Here is a 15818-nt window from a genome sequence, read left to right on the forward strand (position 1 = left end):
CGATGTTACTCGCTAGTACCTGAAACTAGTGCGTCTACCAATTCCGCCATCTGGGCATTTCAGGAAAGCCTACGAGTATACCAAATCGAACGCAGCGATTTCGCCGCGGCGAAGGAATTCGTGGGTTGTTTGGTGCCGGCTCGAATTCGAGCGGGCAAGAAAAAAGCCACCGGAGGCCGGTGGCTTGAATCGAAGGACCCGGTAGGGGTCTGTTTAAACTTGGTGCCCAGAAGAGGACTCGAACCTCCACGATGTTACTCGCTAGTACCTGAAACTAGTGCGTCTACCAATTCCGCCATCTGGGCCCACATACCTGCAAAAGCAAGTACGTTTTGAATTTCAGGAAAGAAGGAGATCATATCAAAAATAATGTCAATTCCAGCGGCTTGCTGGACGAATTCGAAGGCACTGTTCAAGGACATCGCGACGGTCACGGCTTCGTGCAACGCGATGACGGCGAGGCGGACATCTACCTGCCCCCGAACGAGATGCGCGCGGTGCTGCACAAGGACCGCGTCAAGGCGCGCGTCGTGCGGCAAGACCGCCGCGGCCGTCCCGAGGGACGCGTGGTCGAGATCGTCGAGCGCCCCGAGCAGCCGATCATCGGCCGCCTGTTGCACGAGGGCGGCATCTGGCTCGTAGCCCCTGAAGACAAGCGCTATGGGCAGGACGTCCTGATCCCCAAGGGCGCGACCGGTCCCGCCAAGGTGGGCCAGGTGGTTGTGGTGCAACTCACCGAGCCGCCGGCCCTGTTCGGCCAACCCGTGGGACGCGTGAGAGAAGTGCTGGGCGAGATCGACGACCCCGGCATGGAAATCGAAATCGCCGTGCGCAAGTACGGCGTGCCGCACGAGTTTTCCGCTGAATGCCTGGTCGAAGCCAAGGCGCTGCCCGAGAAGGTCCGCCCCGCCGACAAGAAGGGGCGCGTGGACCTCACCGACATCCCGCTCGTCACCATCGACGGCGAAGACGCCCGCGACTTCGACGACGCCGTGTACTGCGAGCCCGCCAAGGTGGGCCGCGGCAAGGGCTGGCGATTGCTGGTCGCGATCGCCGACGTCAGCGCCTATGTGCAGACCGGCTCGGCGATCGACATCGACGCCTACGACCGCGCCACCAGCGTCTACTTTCCGCGCCGCGTCATCCCGATGCTGCCCGAGAAGCTCTCCAACGGCCTGTGCTCGCTGAACCCCGAGGTCGAGCGCCTGTGCATGGTGTGCGACATGCTCGTGGCCGCCGACGGCGAGATCTACGCGTACCAGTTCTACCCGGCCGTGATGTTCAGCCATGCGCGCTTCACGTACACCGAAGTGGCGGCGATCCTTGGCAACACGCGTGGCCCGGAAGCCGCGAAGCGCAAGGACCGCGTCAAGGACCTGCTGAACCTGGCCGACGTCTACAAGGCGTTGCTCAAGCAGCGCGGCAAGCGCGGCGCGGTCGACTTCGAAACCACCGAGACGCAGATCATCTGCGACGACGCCGGTCGCATCGAGAAGATCGTGCCGCGCACGCGCAACGAAGCGCACCGCCTCATCGAAGAAGCGATGCTCGCAGCCAACGTCTGCAGCGCCGACTTCATCGCCGAAGGCAAGCACCCGGGCCTGTTCCGCGTGCACGAAGGCCCGACGCCGGAGAAGAAGGAGATCCTCCGCGGCTACCTCAAGGCCATGGGCGTGGGCCTCACCATCACCGACGACCCGAAGCCCGGCGAGTTCCAGGCGATCGCCGAAGCCACCAAGGAGCGGCCCGACGCGCAGCAGATCCACACCATGCTGCTGCGCTCGATGCAGCAGGCGATCTACACGCCGTTCAACAGCGGCCACTTCGGCCTGGCCTACGAGGCGTACACGCATTTCACGAGCCCGATCCGTCGCTACCCCGACCTTCTGGTGCACCGCGTGATCAAGGCGATCCTCACGAAGACGCGCTACCAGCTGCCGATGCTGCCGACCCCAGGCGAGGCGCACGCCAAGCTGGCCAAGCGGCTCGCTTCGCGCGTGAAGGCGCCGACGACCAAGCCGCAGAAGGCGACGATCGCGCCCACCAAGGAAGTGCTGGCCTGGGAAGCCGCGGGCCTGCATTGCAGCGCCAACGAACGCCGCGCCGATGAAGCCAGCCGCGACGTCGAGGCCTGGCTCAAGTGCAAGTACATGCGCGAGCACCTGGGCGAGGAGTACGGCGGCGTGGTCACCGCGGCCACGACCTTCGGCATCTTCGTCACGCTCGACGCGATGTACGTCGAGGGCCTGGTGCACATCACCGAGCTCGGCGGCGAATACTTCAAGTTCGACGAGATGCGCCAGGAGCTGCGCGGCGAGCGCACCGGCATCCGCTACGCCATCGGCACGCGGGTGCGCGTGCAGGTGAGCCGCGTCGACCTGGACGGCCGCAAGATCGACTTCCGCCTTGTGCGCGAAGGCGAAGACCTGACGGCGCGCGCCATGAAGGACAAGGGTGCCGGATCCGGCGGCGTGCCGGTGAAGGCGTCGGCCAAGCGTGGCTCGCGCCACAAGGCCGAGGCGGCCAGCAGCGACCAGCGGGCGGAGCGCAGCACGGCGGCCGTTGCCGCCGGGCCGCAGTCGGCGATGCAGGCCTTCAAGTCGGCGGTCAAGAAGGCCGCCAACAAGATGAAGGGGCGCAAGCCCCGCCGCGGATGAGCCCCACGAAAACCGATACGACAGACAAGCCGAGAAGGAGACATTGAGCATGAGCGTTGAAAGCAACAACAAGGGCCGCATCGCGATCGTCACGGGCGCGGGTTCCGGCATCGGCCGGGCCGCCGCGTTGGCACTGCTGGGCGATGGCTGGAGCGTGGTCCTCGCGGGCCGTCGCCTGGAGCCGCTGGAGCAGGTGGCCGAGGAGTCGGGCGCCGGTGCGCGCGCGCTCGCGGTGCCGACCGATGTGTCGAATGCCGAATCGGTGCAGGCGCTGTTCGCCGCCACCGTGGAGCGCTACGGCCGCGTCGACCTGCTGTTCAACAATGCCGGCGTGGGCAACCCGCCCGGCCCGTTCGAGGACTGGACGCCCGCGCAGTGGCAGGGCGTGGTCGACATCAACCTCACCGGCATGTTCTTCTGCATCCAGCAGGCGTTCCGCACGATGAAGGCGCAGGTGCCGATGGGCGGCCGCATCATCAACAACGGCTCCATCTCGGCCACCGCGCCGCGTCCGAATTCGATCGCGTACACGGCGACCAAGCATGCGGTGGAAGGCCTGACCAAGACCGCCTCGCTCGATGGCCGCAAGTACGACATCGCCGTGGGCCAGGTCGACGTGGGCAACGCGATGACCGAGCTGGCCGCGCGCATGGCCAAGGGCGTGCCGCAGGCGAACGGCGAACTCGCGATCGAGCCGCTGATCGACGTCAAGATCGTGGGCCAGTCGGTGCTCTACATGGCGAACCTGCCGCTGGAAGCCAACGTGCTGTTCCACACCATCATGGCGACGAAGATGCCCTTCGTCGGGCGCGGCTAGGAAGCTGGGAAGCGGTCAGACGGGCGCCCGGCGCGCCAGCGTGCCCGCCGTGAGCGGGGCCGCATCGGCCGGCCAGCTGTCGGCGATGCGGCCGTGCCGCCAGACGGCTTCGCAGGCTGCCTGGAATGCCGGTTGCTGCGCTGCGAGCGCGGCGCCGATCATGCCGGCGAGCACATCGCCGGTCCCGGCCGTTGCGAGCCGGGCGTTGCCTGTCAGGTTGAGCACCGCGGGCGCGCCGCTGTCGTCGGCGATCACCGTGCCCGATCCCTTGAGCACGGCGACCACGCCAAAGCGCGACGCGAGCTGGCGGGCTGCCGCCAATCGATCCGCCTGAACGTCGCCAGCCGTGCAGCCGAGAAGGCGCGCCGCTTCCAGTGGATGGGGCGTGATCACGGTCGGCCGCCCGCGCCGGGCGCGCGATGCCAGTTGCGTCTGCAAGGCGCTGTCGGTCGCGACGGCGTTGAGCGCATCCGCATCGAGCACCAGCGAAGCCACCGTCGCCAGCACCCGCGGCAGCACCGAGCGAACGTCCGTGCCGCCACCGCAGCCGCAGACCGCGGTCATGCCCGAGAGGTCGAGCGCGTTGGCGTCGCGCAGCATCAGCTCGGGTTGCGCCGTGTCGACCGGCGCGGCGCTGGGGTCGAGCAATCCGACGAACACCCGGCCGGCGCCCGCATGCAGCGCAGCCGATCCGGCCAGCAACGCGGCGCCCGCCATGCCCGACGCCCCGCCGATCACCGCGACATCGCCGTAGCTGCCCTTGTGCGATGCGTGGGTGCGGGCCTGCGCCTTGGGCGCGCCTGCGAGTTGTGCGGTCGGCGGCTCGGCGGTGTCGCCGCAACCCAGGTCGTCGAACCACACCGCGCCTGCGGCATCGCGGCCGTGTGCCGTGAAGAGGCCGGGCTTCAGGGTCAGGAAGGTCACGCAGAAACGAGCCGTGTCTGCATGGGTGCCGGTGCTGCCGGACAGCACGCCCGTGTCCGCGTTCAGTCCGGACGGCACATCGACGCTAAGCACCGGCTGGCCCTTTGCATCCATCTCGCGCAGCCACTCGGCCATGACGCCCTCGGGCGGCCGGGTCGATCCGATGCCCAGCAGCGCATCGATCGCCAGTTCGTATTCGGCAGGCGGCTTCTGCGCAAAGATGACGCTGGCATCGCGGGCACGCTGCAGCGATGCCTTGGCATCGGGCGGCAGCCGGCTCTCGTCGCCCACGAAGGTGACGATCGGCATGAAGCCCCGGTGCTGCAACTGCGCCGCGGCTTCGAAGCCGTCGCCGCCGTTGTTGCCCGGTCCGCAGGCGATCCAGACCGTGCGCGCATGCGGCGCGATCACCATCGCGAGCCGCGCCACGGCGAGGCCGGCGCGTTGCATCAGCGTGTGGGCGGGCAGGGCGGCGGCAGCGGCCTGCTCGATGCGGCGCGTGGCCGCGATGTCGAACAGGTCGGCGACGGTGGCGGAGGTGATGCGGTGCATCGAGGCATTTTGCCGCCCTATGATCGACGGATGAAGCTCAAGAGCCTTGGCTGGCTGCTCGTCCTGCTGCTGGCGGGAATCGTCTTTTTCCTGGCCGCGACGATGGCGTGGATCGCCGGCCTGGCGTGGTCGCTCGGTTTGCTGGGCCTCGTGTGGGGCACGTTCCTGTTGGCTGAAGTGAAGCGCTGGGTGCCACTGCGCGACGTGGCTTGGGTCGCAGGCTTGGCCTATGGCGTCGGCGTGATCCGCTGGTTCGACCTGCCGGTCGAGGGCCTTTCCTCCACGCAGCGTTGGCTGATGATCGGCGCCGGTCTGCTGTGCCTTGTTTTCTTTGCGCTCGTGGCGCCCGCGCTGTTGGCGTGGGGCGCCCAGAAGCTCAGGCCACCGGCGGTACCCGAGCTCCCGACCGAGAAGCCGCCGAGCGCAGAGATGCTTCGGCGGTGGGGTCCTAGAGACTGAGGCGCTCGACGCCCAGGCCTTCCAGATCGACGCCCGGATCGCGTCCGCCGATCAGGTCGCCCAGCACGCGCGCGCTGCCGCACGACAGCGCCCAGCCGCTCGAGCCGTGCCCCAGGTTGAGCCACACGCCGGGAATGCCGCTGGCGCCCAGCACCGGCGGGCCGTCGGGAAGCATCGGCCGCGCGCCTTTCCATTGCTGCACGCCCGATTGCAGCGTCACCGCGCCCGGGAACCAGTCGTGCAGCACCTTGTAGAGCGTCTGGATCGCGGCCGGATTCATCGTCTCGAGCGAGCCGCCGATCTCGGCGCTGCCCGCCACGCGCACGCGCTGGCCCAGGCGCGAGATGGCGACCTTGTAGCGCTCGTCCATCACCGCGCTGCGCGGCGCATTGAGCGGCTCGCGCACCGGCGCGCTGACCGAGTGGCCGTAGACCGGCGCGAGCGGAATCCGCAGGCCCAGCGGCCGCAGCAGCGTCGCCGAGGCCAGGCCGGCGCACACGATCACCGCGTCGAAGCGCAGCGCCTCCGAGCCGCTGGCGAGCGACAGCGAGGTGGGCGCCGCGCGGCTGAGCGGCGCGATGTCGCAGTTGAAATGAAACTGCGCGCCGTGCGCCTCGGCCTCCCACTTGAGCAGCAGCGCGAACTGGCGGCAGTTGGCCACTTCGTCTTCCGGCAGGTGGATGGCGCCCGCGAGCGGCGTGTCGGCGTTGAGCGCGGGCTCGATCCTGCGGGCCTCGTCGGCATCGACTTCGCGGAACACGCTGCCGGCCGTGCGCAGCACTTCGAGGCCGGGCTGGATCAGCTTTTTATCGCGCTTGGAGCGCAGCAGCACGAGGTAGCCATCGCTGCGCTCATAGCTGAGCTCGCGCGCCTCGCTCACCTCGTGCAGCCGGGTGCGGCTGTAGAAGGCCAGGCGCTGCATGCGGGCGCGGTTGGCCAGGTAAGTCTCGAGCTTGCAGGCCTTCTGCCAGCGCGACATCCAGCCCAGGTCGCGGGCGCCGAGCGGCCAGCGCAGCTTGACGGCGCCGTGCGAGGAGAGCAGCGAGCGCAACACTTTCATGCGCATGCCCGGCGCGGCCCACGGCGTGACGTAGCCCGGCGCGACGACGCCGGCATTGGCGAAGCTGGCTTCTTCTGCCGCGGCGCCGCGGCGTTCGAACACGGTCACTTCATGGCCGTCGGAGACCAGTTCCCAGGCGGTGGTGACGCCGATGATGCCGGCGCCCACGATCGCGATTTTCATTGATTGTTCAGAGGTAAAGGAGACGGCTGACGCCTGTGAAAAGGCGCGGACAGCTATTGGCTCATTGGCGTCATTGGCTATTGGTTCTGCAGCGCCCGCTCCGCCTGCAGGGCGATGGCGAGCACGGCGTCATCATGCAGCGCGGCGTGCCACAGCATCAGGCCGACCGGCAATTCGCCGGCGGCGTGGCAGGGCAACGAAATGGCGCAGCCGTCGAGCATGTTGACGATCGACGGATTGCGCAGCAGCAGTGCATTGACGCGGAAGAATTCATCGTCGCGTTCGGTCCCCGGCGCCACGCTGGCGATGGACGGCGCAGTGAGCGGCACGGTCGGCGAGAGCACGGCGTCGAAGGGCGCCAGCACCGTCTCGACGCGGGCGATCCAGGCGCGCCGGGCGTTGATGAGATCGATGTACTCATGCGCCTTCATGGTGGCGCCGCGCAGGATGCGCTGGGCCACGCGCGGGTCGTAGCCCGCGCCGCTGCGCTCCAGCAGCAGGCGGTGCCAAGCGTGCGACTCGGCCGCGGAGAAGCCGCCGGTGGCGTTGATGGACTGCAGGTCGGCCAGCTCGGGCAGGTCGATTTCCTCGATGCGGGCGCCTGCGGCGCGAAGCGTTTTCAGCGTGCGGTCGAAGGCGGTGGCCACGGCCGGCTCGATGCCGTCGAAGAACACGTTCTTCACGACCGCCAGCTTGTAGGCGGCGAGCGAGGCCGTACCGGCCGTCACACGGCGCGCCGCGAGGATTTCGTGCGCGGTGATTGCATCGCGCACCGAGCGCGTCATGGCGCAGACGGTATCGAGGGTGGTCGACAGCGGCAGCGCGCCTTCGGCCGGCACCAGGCGAGCGGTGCTCTTGAAGCCGACGATGCCGTTCAGCGCGGCCGGGATGCGGATCGAGCCGCCGGTGTCGGAGCCCAGGCCGATGAAGGCGGCGCCGCTGGCCACCGAGATCGCCGCCCCGGAGGATGAGCCGCCCGGGATGCGCGGCGTGGCCTTGTCGCTCACGTTGGCCGGCGTCCCGTGGTGCGGATTGGTGCCCACGCCCGAGAAGGCGAATTCGCTCATGTTCGTGCGGCCCGTGGGCACGCCGCCTGCGGCGCGCAGTCGCGCCACCGCGATGGCGTCGGCCTTGGCGGCCGGTGCGTGGGACAGGACGACGGACCCCGCGGGCGTCGGCTGGCCAGCGATGTCGAACAGGTCCTTGGAAGTGAAGGCGAGGCCGGCGAGCCTGCTTGCGGGATTCGCTTCGGCGGCGCTCTGGCGGGCCTCGTCGAACATCGTGCGGGTGAAAACGTGGGCGCAGGCCGGGGACTGCGAGATTTCGATGGCGCGCTCCATTTCGGTGCGTTCATCGGAGCCACCTGCCTGAAGGGTGAGACGGGCGGCGTGAAGGTCGTTCATGGGGTGGCTGCGGGGGCGCCGCGAGCGGCTCGGTTCAAGAGGGAAAGAGGGGCTGCGGCCGTGCTATACTCTTTGGGTTTCGCTGGTCGAGCGACGGCTCCCGTTGCATCCAGCCAAACACATCCGCAAACCGGCCCAATCAAGGTGTTGTGACTCCATTCGAAAGGAGCGCAAAACGGGCTGGATTTTAGACCCAACCTTTGGAGTAATTTCTAATGTCTACCACCATGCGCGAAATGCTGGAAGCCGGTGTCCATTTCGGTCACCAAACCCGCTTCTGGAACCCCAAGATGGCTCCGTTCATCTTCGGCCATCGCAACAAGATTCACATCATCAACCTGGAAAAGTCGCTCCCGATGTTCCAGGACGCGATGAAGTACGCCAAGCAACTCACGGCCAACCGCGGCACGATCCTGATGGTCGGCACGAAGCGCCAGGCCCGTGAAATCGTTGCGGCAGAAGCCCGCCGTGCCGGCGTGCCTTTCGTGGACACCCGCTGGCTCGGCGGCATGCTGACCAACTTCAAGACCGTCAAGACCTCGATCAAGCGTCTGAAGGACATGAAGGCCCAGCAAGAAGCCGGCCTCGACAGCCTGAGCAAGAAAGAGCAACTCACCTTCTCGCGTGAAATCGAGAAGCTCGAGAAGGACATCGGCGGCATCCAGGACATGACCGCGCTGCCCGACGCCATCTTCGTGATCGACGTGGGCTTCCACAAGATCGCCGTGGCCGAAGCCAAGAAGCTCGGTATTCCGCTGATCGGCGTGGTGGACTCCAACCACTCGCCCGAAGGCATCGACTACGTGATCCCCGGCAACGACGACTCGTCCAAGGCCGTCACGCTGTATGCACGCGGCATCGCCGACGCGATCATCGAAGGCCGCAACAGCGCCACCGGTGACGTGGTCAAGGCCATCGCCGAAGGCAGCAACAGCGACGAATTCGTCGAAGTCGAAGAAAGCGCTTCGGCCTGATCGGTTCTCTCGCGAGCCTGAAGAAGGGGCTTTGGTGCCCCTTTTTTTTAACCTGATTTTTGGATTTACGGAGATACACAAATGGCTGCAATCACCGCAAGCATGGTCGGCGAACTGCGCGCAAAGACCGACGCGCCGATGATGGAATGCAAGAAGGCCCTGACCGAGGCCGACGGCAACATGGAAAAGGCCGAAGAGCTGCTGCGCATCAAGCTCGGCAACAAGGCTGGCAAGGCATCGGGCCGCATCACCGCCGAAGGCGTGGTCACGGCTTTCGTCGACGGCGCTGCCGGCGGCATGATCGAGATCAACTGCGAAACCGACTTCGTCACCAAGAACGACAGCTTCCTGGCCCTGGCCAACGCCGCTGCGATGCTGGTCGCCAAGAACAACCCCGCGGACATCGCCGCGCTGGGCGCGCTGCCCTACGAGCAGGACGGCTTCGGCCCCACGCTCGAGGACGTGCGCAAGGGCCTGATCGGCAAGATCGGCGAGAACATGAGCTTTCGCCGCTTCAAGCACTTCGCGGGCAACGGCAGGCTGGCTTCGTACCTGCACGGCACGCGCATCGGCGTGATGGTCGAGTTCGAGGGCGACGACACGTCGGCCAAGGACGTCGCGATGCACATCGCCGCCATGAAGCCGGTCGCCATCCAGGCGTCGGACGTTCCTGCCGACCTGATCGAAAAAGAGCGCGCCGTTGCCGCCGGCAAGGCGGAAGAAGACCGCAAGACGGCCGAAGCCGAAGGCAAGAAGCCGCAGCCGGCCGACATCGTTGCCAAGCGCATCGAAGGCGGCGTGCAGAAGTACCTGAAGGAAGTCTCGCTGCACAACCAGCCGTTCGTGAAGAACGACAAGCAGACCGTCGAGCAGATGCTCAAGGCCGTCAGCACGTCGATCAAGGGCTTCACCCTGTACGTGGTCGGCGAAGGCATCGAGAAGAAGGTCGACGACTTCGCAGCCGAAGTGGCCGCGCAAGTTGCAGCAGCCAAGGCCGCTGCTTAAGCCATAAGGCTTCCAACGACGGCGCGTGCTCGCGTGCCGTCGTTTTTTCATCGCTACGTTTTACACTCGTCACCGCCAACCCCAAAGGAAATTGCCCATGTCTGATGCCCGCCCAGCCCACAAGCGAATCTTGTTGAAGCTGTCGGGAGAGGCATTGATGGGCGATGACGCCTTCGGCATCAACCGCGCGACCATCGTTCGCATGGTCCAGGAAGTGGCCGAGGTGGTGAACATGGGCGTCCAGGTGGCGGTCGTGATCGGCGGGGGCAACATCTTCCGCGGCGTGGCCGGCGGCTCGGTCGGCATGGATCGCGCTACCGCCGACTACATGGGCATGCTGGCCACCGTCATGAACTCGCTGGCGCTGGCCGATGCGATGGACAAGCAGGGCCTCATCGCCCGCGTGATGTCCGCCATCGCGATCGAGCAGGTCGTGGAGCCCTATGTGCGCCCCAAGGCCCTGCAGTACCTCGAAGAGGGCAAGGTCGTGGTGTTTGCAGCCGGTACCGGCAATCCGTTCTTCACCACCGACACGGCCGCCGCGCTGCGCGGTGCCGAAATCGGCGCCGAGCTGGTGCTCAAGGCGACCAAGGTGGATGGCGTCTATTCCGCCGACCCCAAGACCAACCCCGACGCAACGCGCTACGTCTCGCTCAGTTTCGACGAGGCGATCGCAAAGAATCTCGGCATCATGGACGCCACGGCCTTTGCGCTGTGCCGCGACCAGAAGCTGCCGATCAAGGTGTTCTCGATCCTCAAGAACGGCGCGTTCAAGCGCGTCGTGATGGGCGAGGACGAGGGCACGCTGGTGCATGCCTAGGAGTATTTGAGATGACCATTGCAGACATCCGCAGTGCGACCGACGCGAAGATGAATCAGTCGCTCGCCGCATTCCAGAACAACCTCACCAAGATCCGTACCGGCCGCGCCAACTCGGCGCTGCTCGACTCGATCCACGTCGAGTACTACGGCTCGCAAGTGCCGCTCAGCCAGGTGGCCAACGTGTCGGTGCTCGACTCGCGCACCATCAGCGTCCAGCCCTGGGAAAAGGGCATGGGCGCCAAGATCGAGAAGGCCATCCGCGAAAGCGACTTGGGCCTGAATCCGGCGTCGATGGGCGACCTGATCCGCGTGCCGCTGCCCGCCATGAGCGAAGAGCGCCGCAAGGAAATGACCAAGCTGGTCCGCAACGAAGGCGAAACCGCCAAGGTCGCGACGCGCAACCTGCGCCGCGACGCGAACGAAGCGGTCAAGAAGCTGGTGAAGGACAAGCTGGCGTCCGAGGACGACCAGAAGCGCGCCGAGGCCGACATCCAGAAGGTCACCGACCGCCATATCGCGGAAATCGACCGCCTGGTCGCGGCGAAAGAAGCGGAGATCATGGCCGTTTGAGGCCCGTCATGGCCTCTTCGCCGCCGTCGCCGCCGCGCATTCCCCACCACGTTGCCATCGTCATGGACGGCAACGGCCGCTGGGCGACGCGGCGGTTCATGCCCCGCGTGGCGGGGCACAAGCAGGGCGTGGAATCGCTGCGGCGCTGCGTCAAGGCCTGCGCCGATCGCGGCGTGGGCGTGCTCACCGTGTTCGCGTTTTCCTCGGAGAACTGGAACCGTCCCCCCGAAGAAGTCTCCGGGCTGATGGAACTGATGGTGGGCGCACTCGCGCGCGAGGTGCCGCGCCTGAGCCGCGACGGCGTGCGGCTGCATTTCGTCGGCGAGCGCGCGGGCCTTTCCGCCAAGATGGTGGCCGCGCTGGTCGAAGCGGAGGCGAGCACGGCGCACAACACGCGGCTCGTGCTCAACATCTGCTTCAACTACGGTGGACGCTGGGACATCGCGCAGGCCGCGGCCAAGCTGGCCGCGCAGGGCCTTCCGATGACCGAGATGAACATGGACCGCGCGATGGCGCTGGCCCACGTGCCCGACCCCGACCTGTTCATCCGCACCGGCGGCGAGCAGCGGCTGTCGAATTTCCTGCTCTGGCAAAGCGCCTACGCCGAGCTCTTCTTCAGCGACAAGCTCTGGCCCGAGTTCGACGAGGCCGCGCTGGACGAGGCCATCGCCGCGTTCCAGAGCCGCGAGCGCCGCTTCGGCCAAACCTCGGCACAGGTCTCGACGGCTGCGGCCTGAAGACCTTACAACCTCCCGCATGCTCAAACAACGCATCCTCACGGCGATCGTGCTGCTCGCGATCCTGCTGCCAGCGCTGTTCTATCGACACTACATTCCCTTCGCCTGCGTGATGCTGGTGCTGATCGGCGCGGCCGCGTGGGAGTGGGGGCGCCTGAACGGCTACGGGCAGGGCATGTCGCTGTTCCTCGGCGCCGAGATGGTGGTGCTCTGCGGGCTTTCGTGGTGGCTGGGGCTGCTGGAGCAGCCGCTGGTCCTCATGTGGACCCTGGCCAGCGCGGCCTGGGTGCTCGGCGGCGCGGCGCTGCTGCGCGTGGCGGTGCCGGGCTGGCCCCGCATTCCGCGCGGGCTGCGCCTGGTCGGCGGCCTGCTGGCGCTGTGGGTCGCGTGGCTGGCCGCGGTGCAGGCCCGCATGGTCGGCATCAACTTCCTGCTGTCGATCCTGGTGCTGGTCTGGGTGGCGGACGTGTTCGCCTATTTCGCGGGCCGCGCCTTCGGCCTGAAGTTCACGCGCGGCAAGCTGGCCCCGGCCATCAGCCCGGGCAAAAGCTGGGAAGGCGTGTGGGGCGGAATGATCGGCGTCGTCGTGCTGGCCTTCGCCTGGGTCTGGGCCGACCGCTACTTCGGCGCGACGGTGCCCAGCCTCTACACCCGCCTGAACGAACGCGGCTGGTGGCTGCTGCTGATCGGCGCGGTGTTCCTTGCCGCGATGAGCGTGGTGGGCGACCTGGTCGAATCGCTGATCAAGCGCAGCGCCGGCGCCAAGGACAGCAGCCGGCTGCTCCCCGGCCACGGCGGCGTGCTCGACCGCGTGGATGCCCTCTTGCCGGCACTTCCCATTGCCATGATGCTGGCCTTCCTGTGAACACTCCCAAACAACGCGTCACGGTGCTGGGCTCGACCGGATCGGTCGGCGTCAGCACGCTCGATGTCATTGCGCGGCACCCCGAGCGCTTCGAGGTGTTTGCGCTGTCCGCCGCCACCAAGGTGGACGAAATGCTTGCGCAGTGCGCGCAGTTTTCTCCGCAATTCGCCGTGATGGCGAGCGCGCCGCACGCCGAAATGCTGGCCGAGAAGCTCAAGCAAAGCGGTCTGAAGACACGCGTGCTGATGGGGCCGGATGCTATTGAAAACATAGCTTCGCACGACGACGTGGATGCCGTCATGGCCGCCATCGTCGGCGCTGCGGGCCTCGCGCCGTGCCTGGCCGCGGCGCGCGCTGGCAAGCGCCTTCTGCTGGCCAACAAGGAAGCCCTGGTGGTCGGCGGCGAGCTGTTCATGCGCACGGTGCGAGAGGGCGGCGCCACGCTGCTGCCGATCGACAGCGAGCATTCGGCCATCTTCCAGTCGCTGCCCGAAGACCCGTCCACCTGGGCGCGGCGCATCGACAAGATCATCCTGACCGCTTCAGGCGGCCCGTTCCTCACCCGTTCGCCCGGCTCGCTGGGCGCCGTGACGCCCGAGCAGGCCTGCGCCCATCCGAACTGGGTCATGGGCCGCAAGATCTCGGTCGACTCGGCCACGATGATGAACAAGGCGCTCGAGGTGATCGAGGCGCGCCACCTGTTCGGCGTCTCGCCCGAGCAGATCGAGGTCGTCATCCATCCGCAGAGCGTGGTGCATTCGATGGTGCAATTCACCGACGCCTCGGTCATCGCGCAGCTCGGCACGCCCGACATGCGGGTGCCGATCGCGGTCGGCCTGGCCTGGCCCGAGCGCATCGAGAGCGGGGCGGCGCGGCTGGATTTCCGCCAGATGGCGTCGCTGACCTTCGATGCGCCCGACGCGGCGCTCTTCCCCGGCCTGGGTCTTGCGTGGCATGCGTTGCGCGCCGCACCGGGCACGACGGCGGTGCTCAATGCGGCCAACGAGGTCGCTGTGGAGGCTTTTCTGGACCGGCGCCTGCGTTTCGACCGCATTCATGCGGTCAACATGGAAACTTTGGAAACCGTCGCCCCCTCCAAGCCGGCATCGCTGGCCGACCTGCTGGCGCTCGATGCCAGCGCCCGGGCGGCCGCCAATGCCGCGGCGCTGCGTTTCGCGGCCTGACTTTCCCCATTCGCAGAGGATCCGATGCTCACTGTCATAGCCTTCGTGGTTGCACTCGGCGTCCTGATCGCGGTGCACGAATACGGTCACTACCGCGTGGCCGTCGCGTGCGGCGTCAAGGTGGAGCGCTTCTCGGTCGGGTTCGGCAAGGCGCTGTTCCGCTGGCAGCCCAAGCGCCAGCACCCGGGGCAGCAGACCGAATTCGTCATCGCAGCCTTCCCGCTGGGCGGCTACGTCAAGATGCTCGACGAGCGCGAGGGGCCGGTGGCGCCCGAGGAGCGGCATCGGGCCTTCAACACCCAGCCCCTGCGTTCGCGCGCTGCCATCGTGGCGGCGGGCCCTATCGCCAACCTGCTGCTGGCGATCGTGCTCTACACGGCCGTCAACTGGATCGGCGTGCAAGAGCCGGTCGCAAGGCTCGCGCAGCCGGTGGCGGCTTCGCTGGCCGAGGCTGCGGGCCTGCGCGGCGGTGAGCACATCACGCGCGCCGGCTTCGACGGCGATCTGACGCCGGTCCAGTCCTTCGAGGACCTGCGCTGGCGCATGACGCAGGGCGCCCTCGACGCCCGCGATCTGACGCTCGAAGTGGCCGGCGAAGACGGCAAGCCCGCGCGCCAGCTCGTGCTGCCATTGAGCCGGATGGAGGCCAAAGACGCCGATCCGCAGATGTTCCGCAAGATCGGCATCCTCGCCCCCCTGACACGGCCGGAAATCGGCGACGTCATGGCCGGCAGCGCCGGCGAGCAAGCGGGCCTGCGCAAGGGCGACCTGGTGCGCGCCATCGGCGACACGGCCATCTACGACGGACAGCAACTGCGCGAGGTGATCCGCGCGTCGGTAGACGGCGGCCAGCCGCGCACCCAGGCCTGGCAAATCCAGCGCGACGGCCAGCCGCTCACGCTCCAGGTGAAGCCCGAGGTGCGCGAGGAGGGCGCCGCGAAGGTCGGCCGCATCGGCGCCTACGTCGGCGCGCCGCCCGACATGGTGACGGTGCGCCAGGGCCCGGTCGACGGCGTCTGGCGCGGCGTGGTGCGCACATGGGAGATGTCCGCATTGACCGTCCGCATGATGGTCAAGATGGTGACCGGACAGGCCTCGCTCAAGAACCTGAGCGGCCCGCTGACCATTGCCGACTACGCGGGCAAGTCCGCGAGCCTCGGCCTGACCCAGTACCTGATCTTCCTGGCGGTCATCAGCGTGAGCCTGGGCGTGCTCAATCTCATGCCGCTGCCGGTCCTCGATGGGGGACACCTGATGTATTATCTTTGGGAGGGCCTGACCGGCAAAAGCGTCTCTGACGCCTGGATGGAACGGCTTCAGCGCGGCGGTGTCGCCTTGTTGCTGGTCATGATGTCGGTCGCACTCTTCAACGACGTCACGCGGCTCTTTGGTTAACTTTCTGCCCGGCCCTTTCCGTGCCGGCTCAATTCTCAGATGAACAAAAACTCCAATCGCTTTCGCCTGCGTAGCGTTGTCGCGGTGGTCGCCAGCGCACTTGCAGCCACGGCAGCCTGGGCCGTCGAGCCTTTCACGGTGCGCGACATTCGCGTCGAAGGCTTGCAACGCGTCGAGGCCGGCACGATCTTCGCGTCGCTGCCAGTGCGCG

14 protein-coding genes and 2 tRNA genes (1 of these 16 cut by a window edge) are annotated in these 15818 nt (G+C 67.2%); 11 read left to right on the forward strand and 5 right to left on the reverse strand.

Annotated features, from left to right (window positions below; translation table 11 throughout):
- Nucleotides 1–56 (reverse strand) — tRNA-Leu (locus tag JC881_RS20665); it reaches 129 nt to the left of the window's first position.
- A 164-nt stretch (nt 57–220) separates the two neighbouring features.
- Nucleotides 221–305, reverse strand: a tRNA-Leu gene (locus tag JC881_RS20670).
- Between the two features lie 81 nt (nt 306–386).
- On the opposite strand from JC881_RS20670, the gene rnr reads away from it, so the two are divergent.
- Together rnr and JC881_RS20680 are read left to right on the forward strand one after the other, a co-directional pair.
- On the forward strand, nt 387–2657 hold the full coding sequence (gene rnr / locus JC881_RS20675) for a ribonuclease R (protein ID WP_233101925.1): 2271 nt from the start codon (nt 387–389) through the stop codon (nt 2655–2657).
- A 49-nt stretch (nt 2658–2706) separates the two neighbouring features.
- Nucleotides 2707–3474 (forward strand): SDR family oxidoreductase, encoded by a 768-nt coding sequence (locus tag JC881_RS20680; RefSeq protein ID WP_198787566.1) that lies wholly within the window; start codon nt 2707–2709, stop codon nt 3472–3474.
- A 15-nt stretch (nt 3475–3489) separates the two neighbouring features.
- On the opposite strand, the gene JC881_RS20685 is transcribed toward JC881_RS20680, so the two are convergent.
- Nucleotides 3490–4950: an NAD(P)H-hydrate dehydratase gene (locus JC881_RS20685; RefSeq protein ID WP_198787567.1), complete on the reverse strand. Its 1461-nt coding sequence runs from the start codon at nt 4948–4950 to the stop codon at nt 3490–3492.
- 30 nt (nt 4951–4980) lie between these two features.
- Here JC881_RS20685 and JC881_RS20690 point away from each other — a divergent pair, with 30 nt between their 5' ends.
- Complete coding sequence (locus JC881_RS20690; RefSeq protein WP_198787568.1) at nt 4981–5409, forward strand: hypothetical protein; 429 nt, start codon at nt 4981–4983, stop codon at nt 5407–5409.
- Here the strand turns inward: JC881_RS20690 and JC881_RS20695 are convergent.
- The gene (locus tag JC881_RS20695) at nt 5399–6652 is read right to left on the reverse strand and encodes a D-amino acid dehydrogenase (protein WP_198787569.1); all 1254 of its coding nucleotides are present in this window, start codon (nt 6650–6652) and stop codon (nt 5399–5401) included. The genes JC881_RS20690 and JC881_RS20695 overlap by 11 nt on opposite strands.
- 77 nt (nt 6653–6729) lie before the next feature.
- Nucleotides 6730–8055, reverse strand: coding sequence for an amidase (locus JC881_RS20700; protein WP_198787570.1), 1326 nt, complete (start codon nt 8053–8055; stop codon nt 6730–6732).
- Between the two features lie 215 nt (nt 8056–8270).
- On the opposite strand from JC881_RS20700, the gene rpsB reads away from it, so the two are divergent.
- The 8 genes from rpsB to rseP all read left to right on the forward strand — a co-directional run bounded on the left by rpsB (nt 8271) and on the right by rseP (nt 15607).
- Nucleotides 8271–9029, forward strand: coding sequence for a 30S ribosomal protein S2 (gene rpsB, locus JC881_RS20705; RefSeq protein ID WP_198787571.1), 759 nt, complete (start codon nt 8271–8273; stop codon nt 9027–9029).
- An 81-nt stretch (nt 9030–9110) separates the two neighbouring features.
- Nucleotides 9111–10034: a translation elongation factor Ts gene (gene tsf, locus JC881_RS20710; RefSeq protein WP_198787572.1), complete on the forward strand. Its 924-nt coding sequence runs from the start codon at nt 9111–9113 to the stop codon at nt 10032–10034.
- 97 nt (nt 10035–10131) lie between these two features.
- A complete protein-coding gene (gene pyrH, locus JC881_RS20715) occupies nt 10132–10854 on the forward strand; it encodes a UMP kinase (protein WP_093433099.1) in 723 nt (240 codons plus the stop codon).
- 11 nt (nt 10855–10865) lie between these two features.
- On the forward strand, nt 10866–11426 hold the full coding sequence (gene frr / locus JC881_RS20720; RefSeq protein WP_198787573.1) for a ribosome recycling factor: 561 nt from the start codon (nt 10866–10868) through the stop codon (nt 11424–11426).
- Between the two features lie 8 nt (nt 11427–11434).
- Nucleotides 11435–12163, forward strand: coding sequence for a polyprenyl diphosphate synthase (gene uppS / locus JC881_RS20725; RefSeq protein ID WP_198787574.1), 729 nt, complete (start codon nt 11435–11437; stop codon nt 12161–12163).
- A 19-nt stretch (nt 12164–12182) separates the two neighbouring features.
- Complete coding sequence (locus JC881_RS20730; protein WP_198787575.1) at nt 12183–13028, forward strand: phosphatidate cytidylyltransferase; 846 nt, start codon at nt 12183–12185, stop codon at nt 13026–13028.
- Nucleotides 13025–14212 (forward strand): 1-deoxy-D-xylulose-5-phosphate reductoisomerase, encoded by a 1188-nt coding sequence (gene ispC, locus JC881_RS20735; RefSeq protein WP_198787576.1) that lies wholly within the window; start codon nt 13025–13027, stop codon nt 14210–14212. The genes JC881_RS20730 and ispC overlap by 4 nt, the downstream gene beginning before the upstream one ends.
- Before the next feature lie 24 nt (nt 14213–14236).
- Nucleotides 14237–15607, forward strand: coding sequence for an RIP metalloprotease RseP (gene rseP, locus JC881_RS20740; RefSeq protein ID WP_198787577.1), 1371 nt, complete (start codon nt 14237–14239; stop codon nt 15605–15607).
- The last annotated feature ends 211 nt before the right edge of the window (nt 15608–15818 follow it).

The organism is Variovorax sp. IB41, from assembly GCF_016405905.1.
GTDB lineage: Bacteria > Pseudomonadota > Gammaproteobacteria > Burkholderiales > Burkholderiaceae_C > Variovorax.

Excerpts from the sequence above, each read along its gene's own strand:
- JC881_RS20680 (WP_198787566.1), top strand. The coding sequence starts at position 2,707 with ATGAGCGTTGAAAGCAACAACAAGGGCCGCATCGCGATCGTCACGGGC.
- JC881_RS20685 (WP_198787567.1), bottom strand. The coding sequence starts at position 4,950 with ATGCACCGCATCACCTCCGCCACCGTCGCCGACCTGTTCGACATCGCG.
- JC881_RS20690 (WP_198787568.1), top strand. The coding sequence starts at position 4,981 with ATGAAGCTCAAGAGCCTTGGCTGGCTGCTCGTCCTGCTGCTGGCGGGA.
- JC881_RS20695 (WP_198787569.1), bottom strand. The coding sequence starts at position 6,652 with ATGAAAATCGCGATCGTGGGCGCCGGCATCATCGGCGTCACCACCGCC.
- JC881_RS20700 (WP_198787570.1), bottom strand. The coding sequence starts at position 8,055 with ATGAACGACCTTCACGCCGCCCGTCTCACCCTTCAGGCAGGTGGCTCC.
- rpsB (WP_198787571.1), top strand. The coding sequence starts at position 8,271 with ATGTCTACCACCATGCGCGAAATGCTGGAAGCCGGTGTCCATTTCGGT.
- tsf (WP_198787572.1), top strand. The coding sequence starts at position 9,111 with ATGGCTGCAATCACCGCAAGCATGGTCGGCGAACTGCGCGCAAAGACC.
- pyrH (WP_093433099.1), top strand. The coding sequence starts at position 10,132 with ATGTCTGATGCCCGCCCAGCCCACAAGCGAATCTTGTTGAAGCTGTCG.
- frr (WP_198787573.1), top strand. The coding sequence starts at position 10,866 with ATGACCATTGCAGACATCCGCAGTGCGACCGACGCGAAGATGAATCAG.
- uppS (WP_198787574.1), top strand. The coding sequence starts at position 11,435 with ATGGCCTCTTCGCCGCCGTCGCCGCCGCGCATTCCCCACCACGTTGCC.
- JC881_RS20730 (WP_198787575.1), top strand. The coding sequence starts at position 12,183 with ATGCTCAAACAACGCATCCTCACGGCGATCGTGCTGCTCGCGATCCTG.
- rseP (WP_198787577.1), top strand. The coding sequence starts at position 14,237 with ATGCTCACTGTCATAGCCTTCGTGGTTGCACTCGGCGTCCTGATCGCG.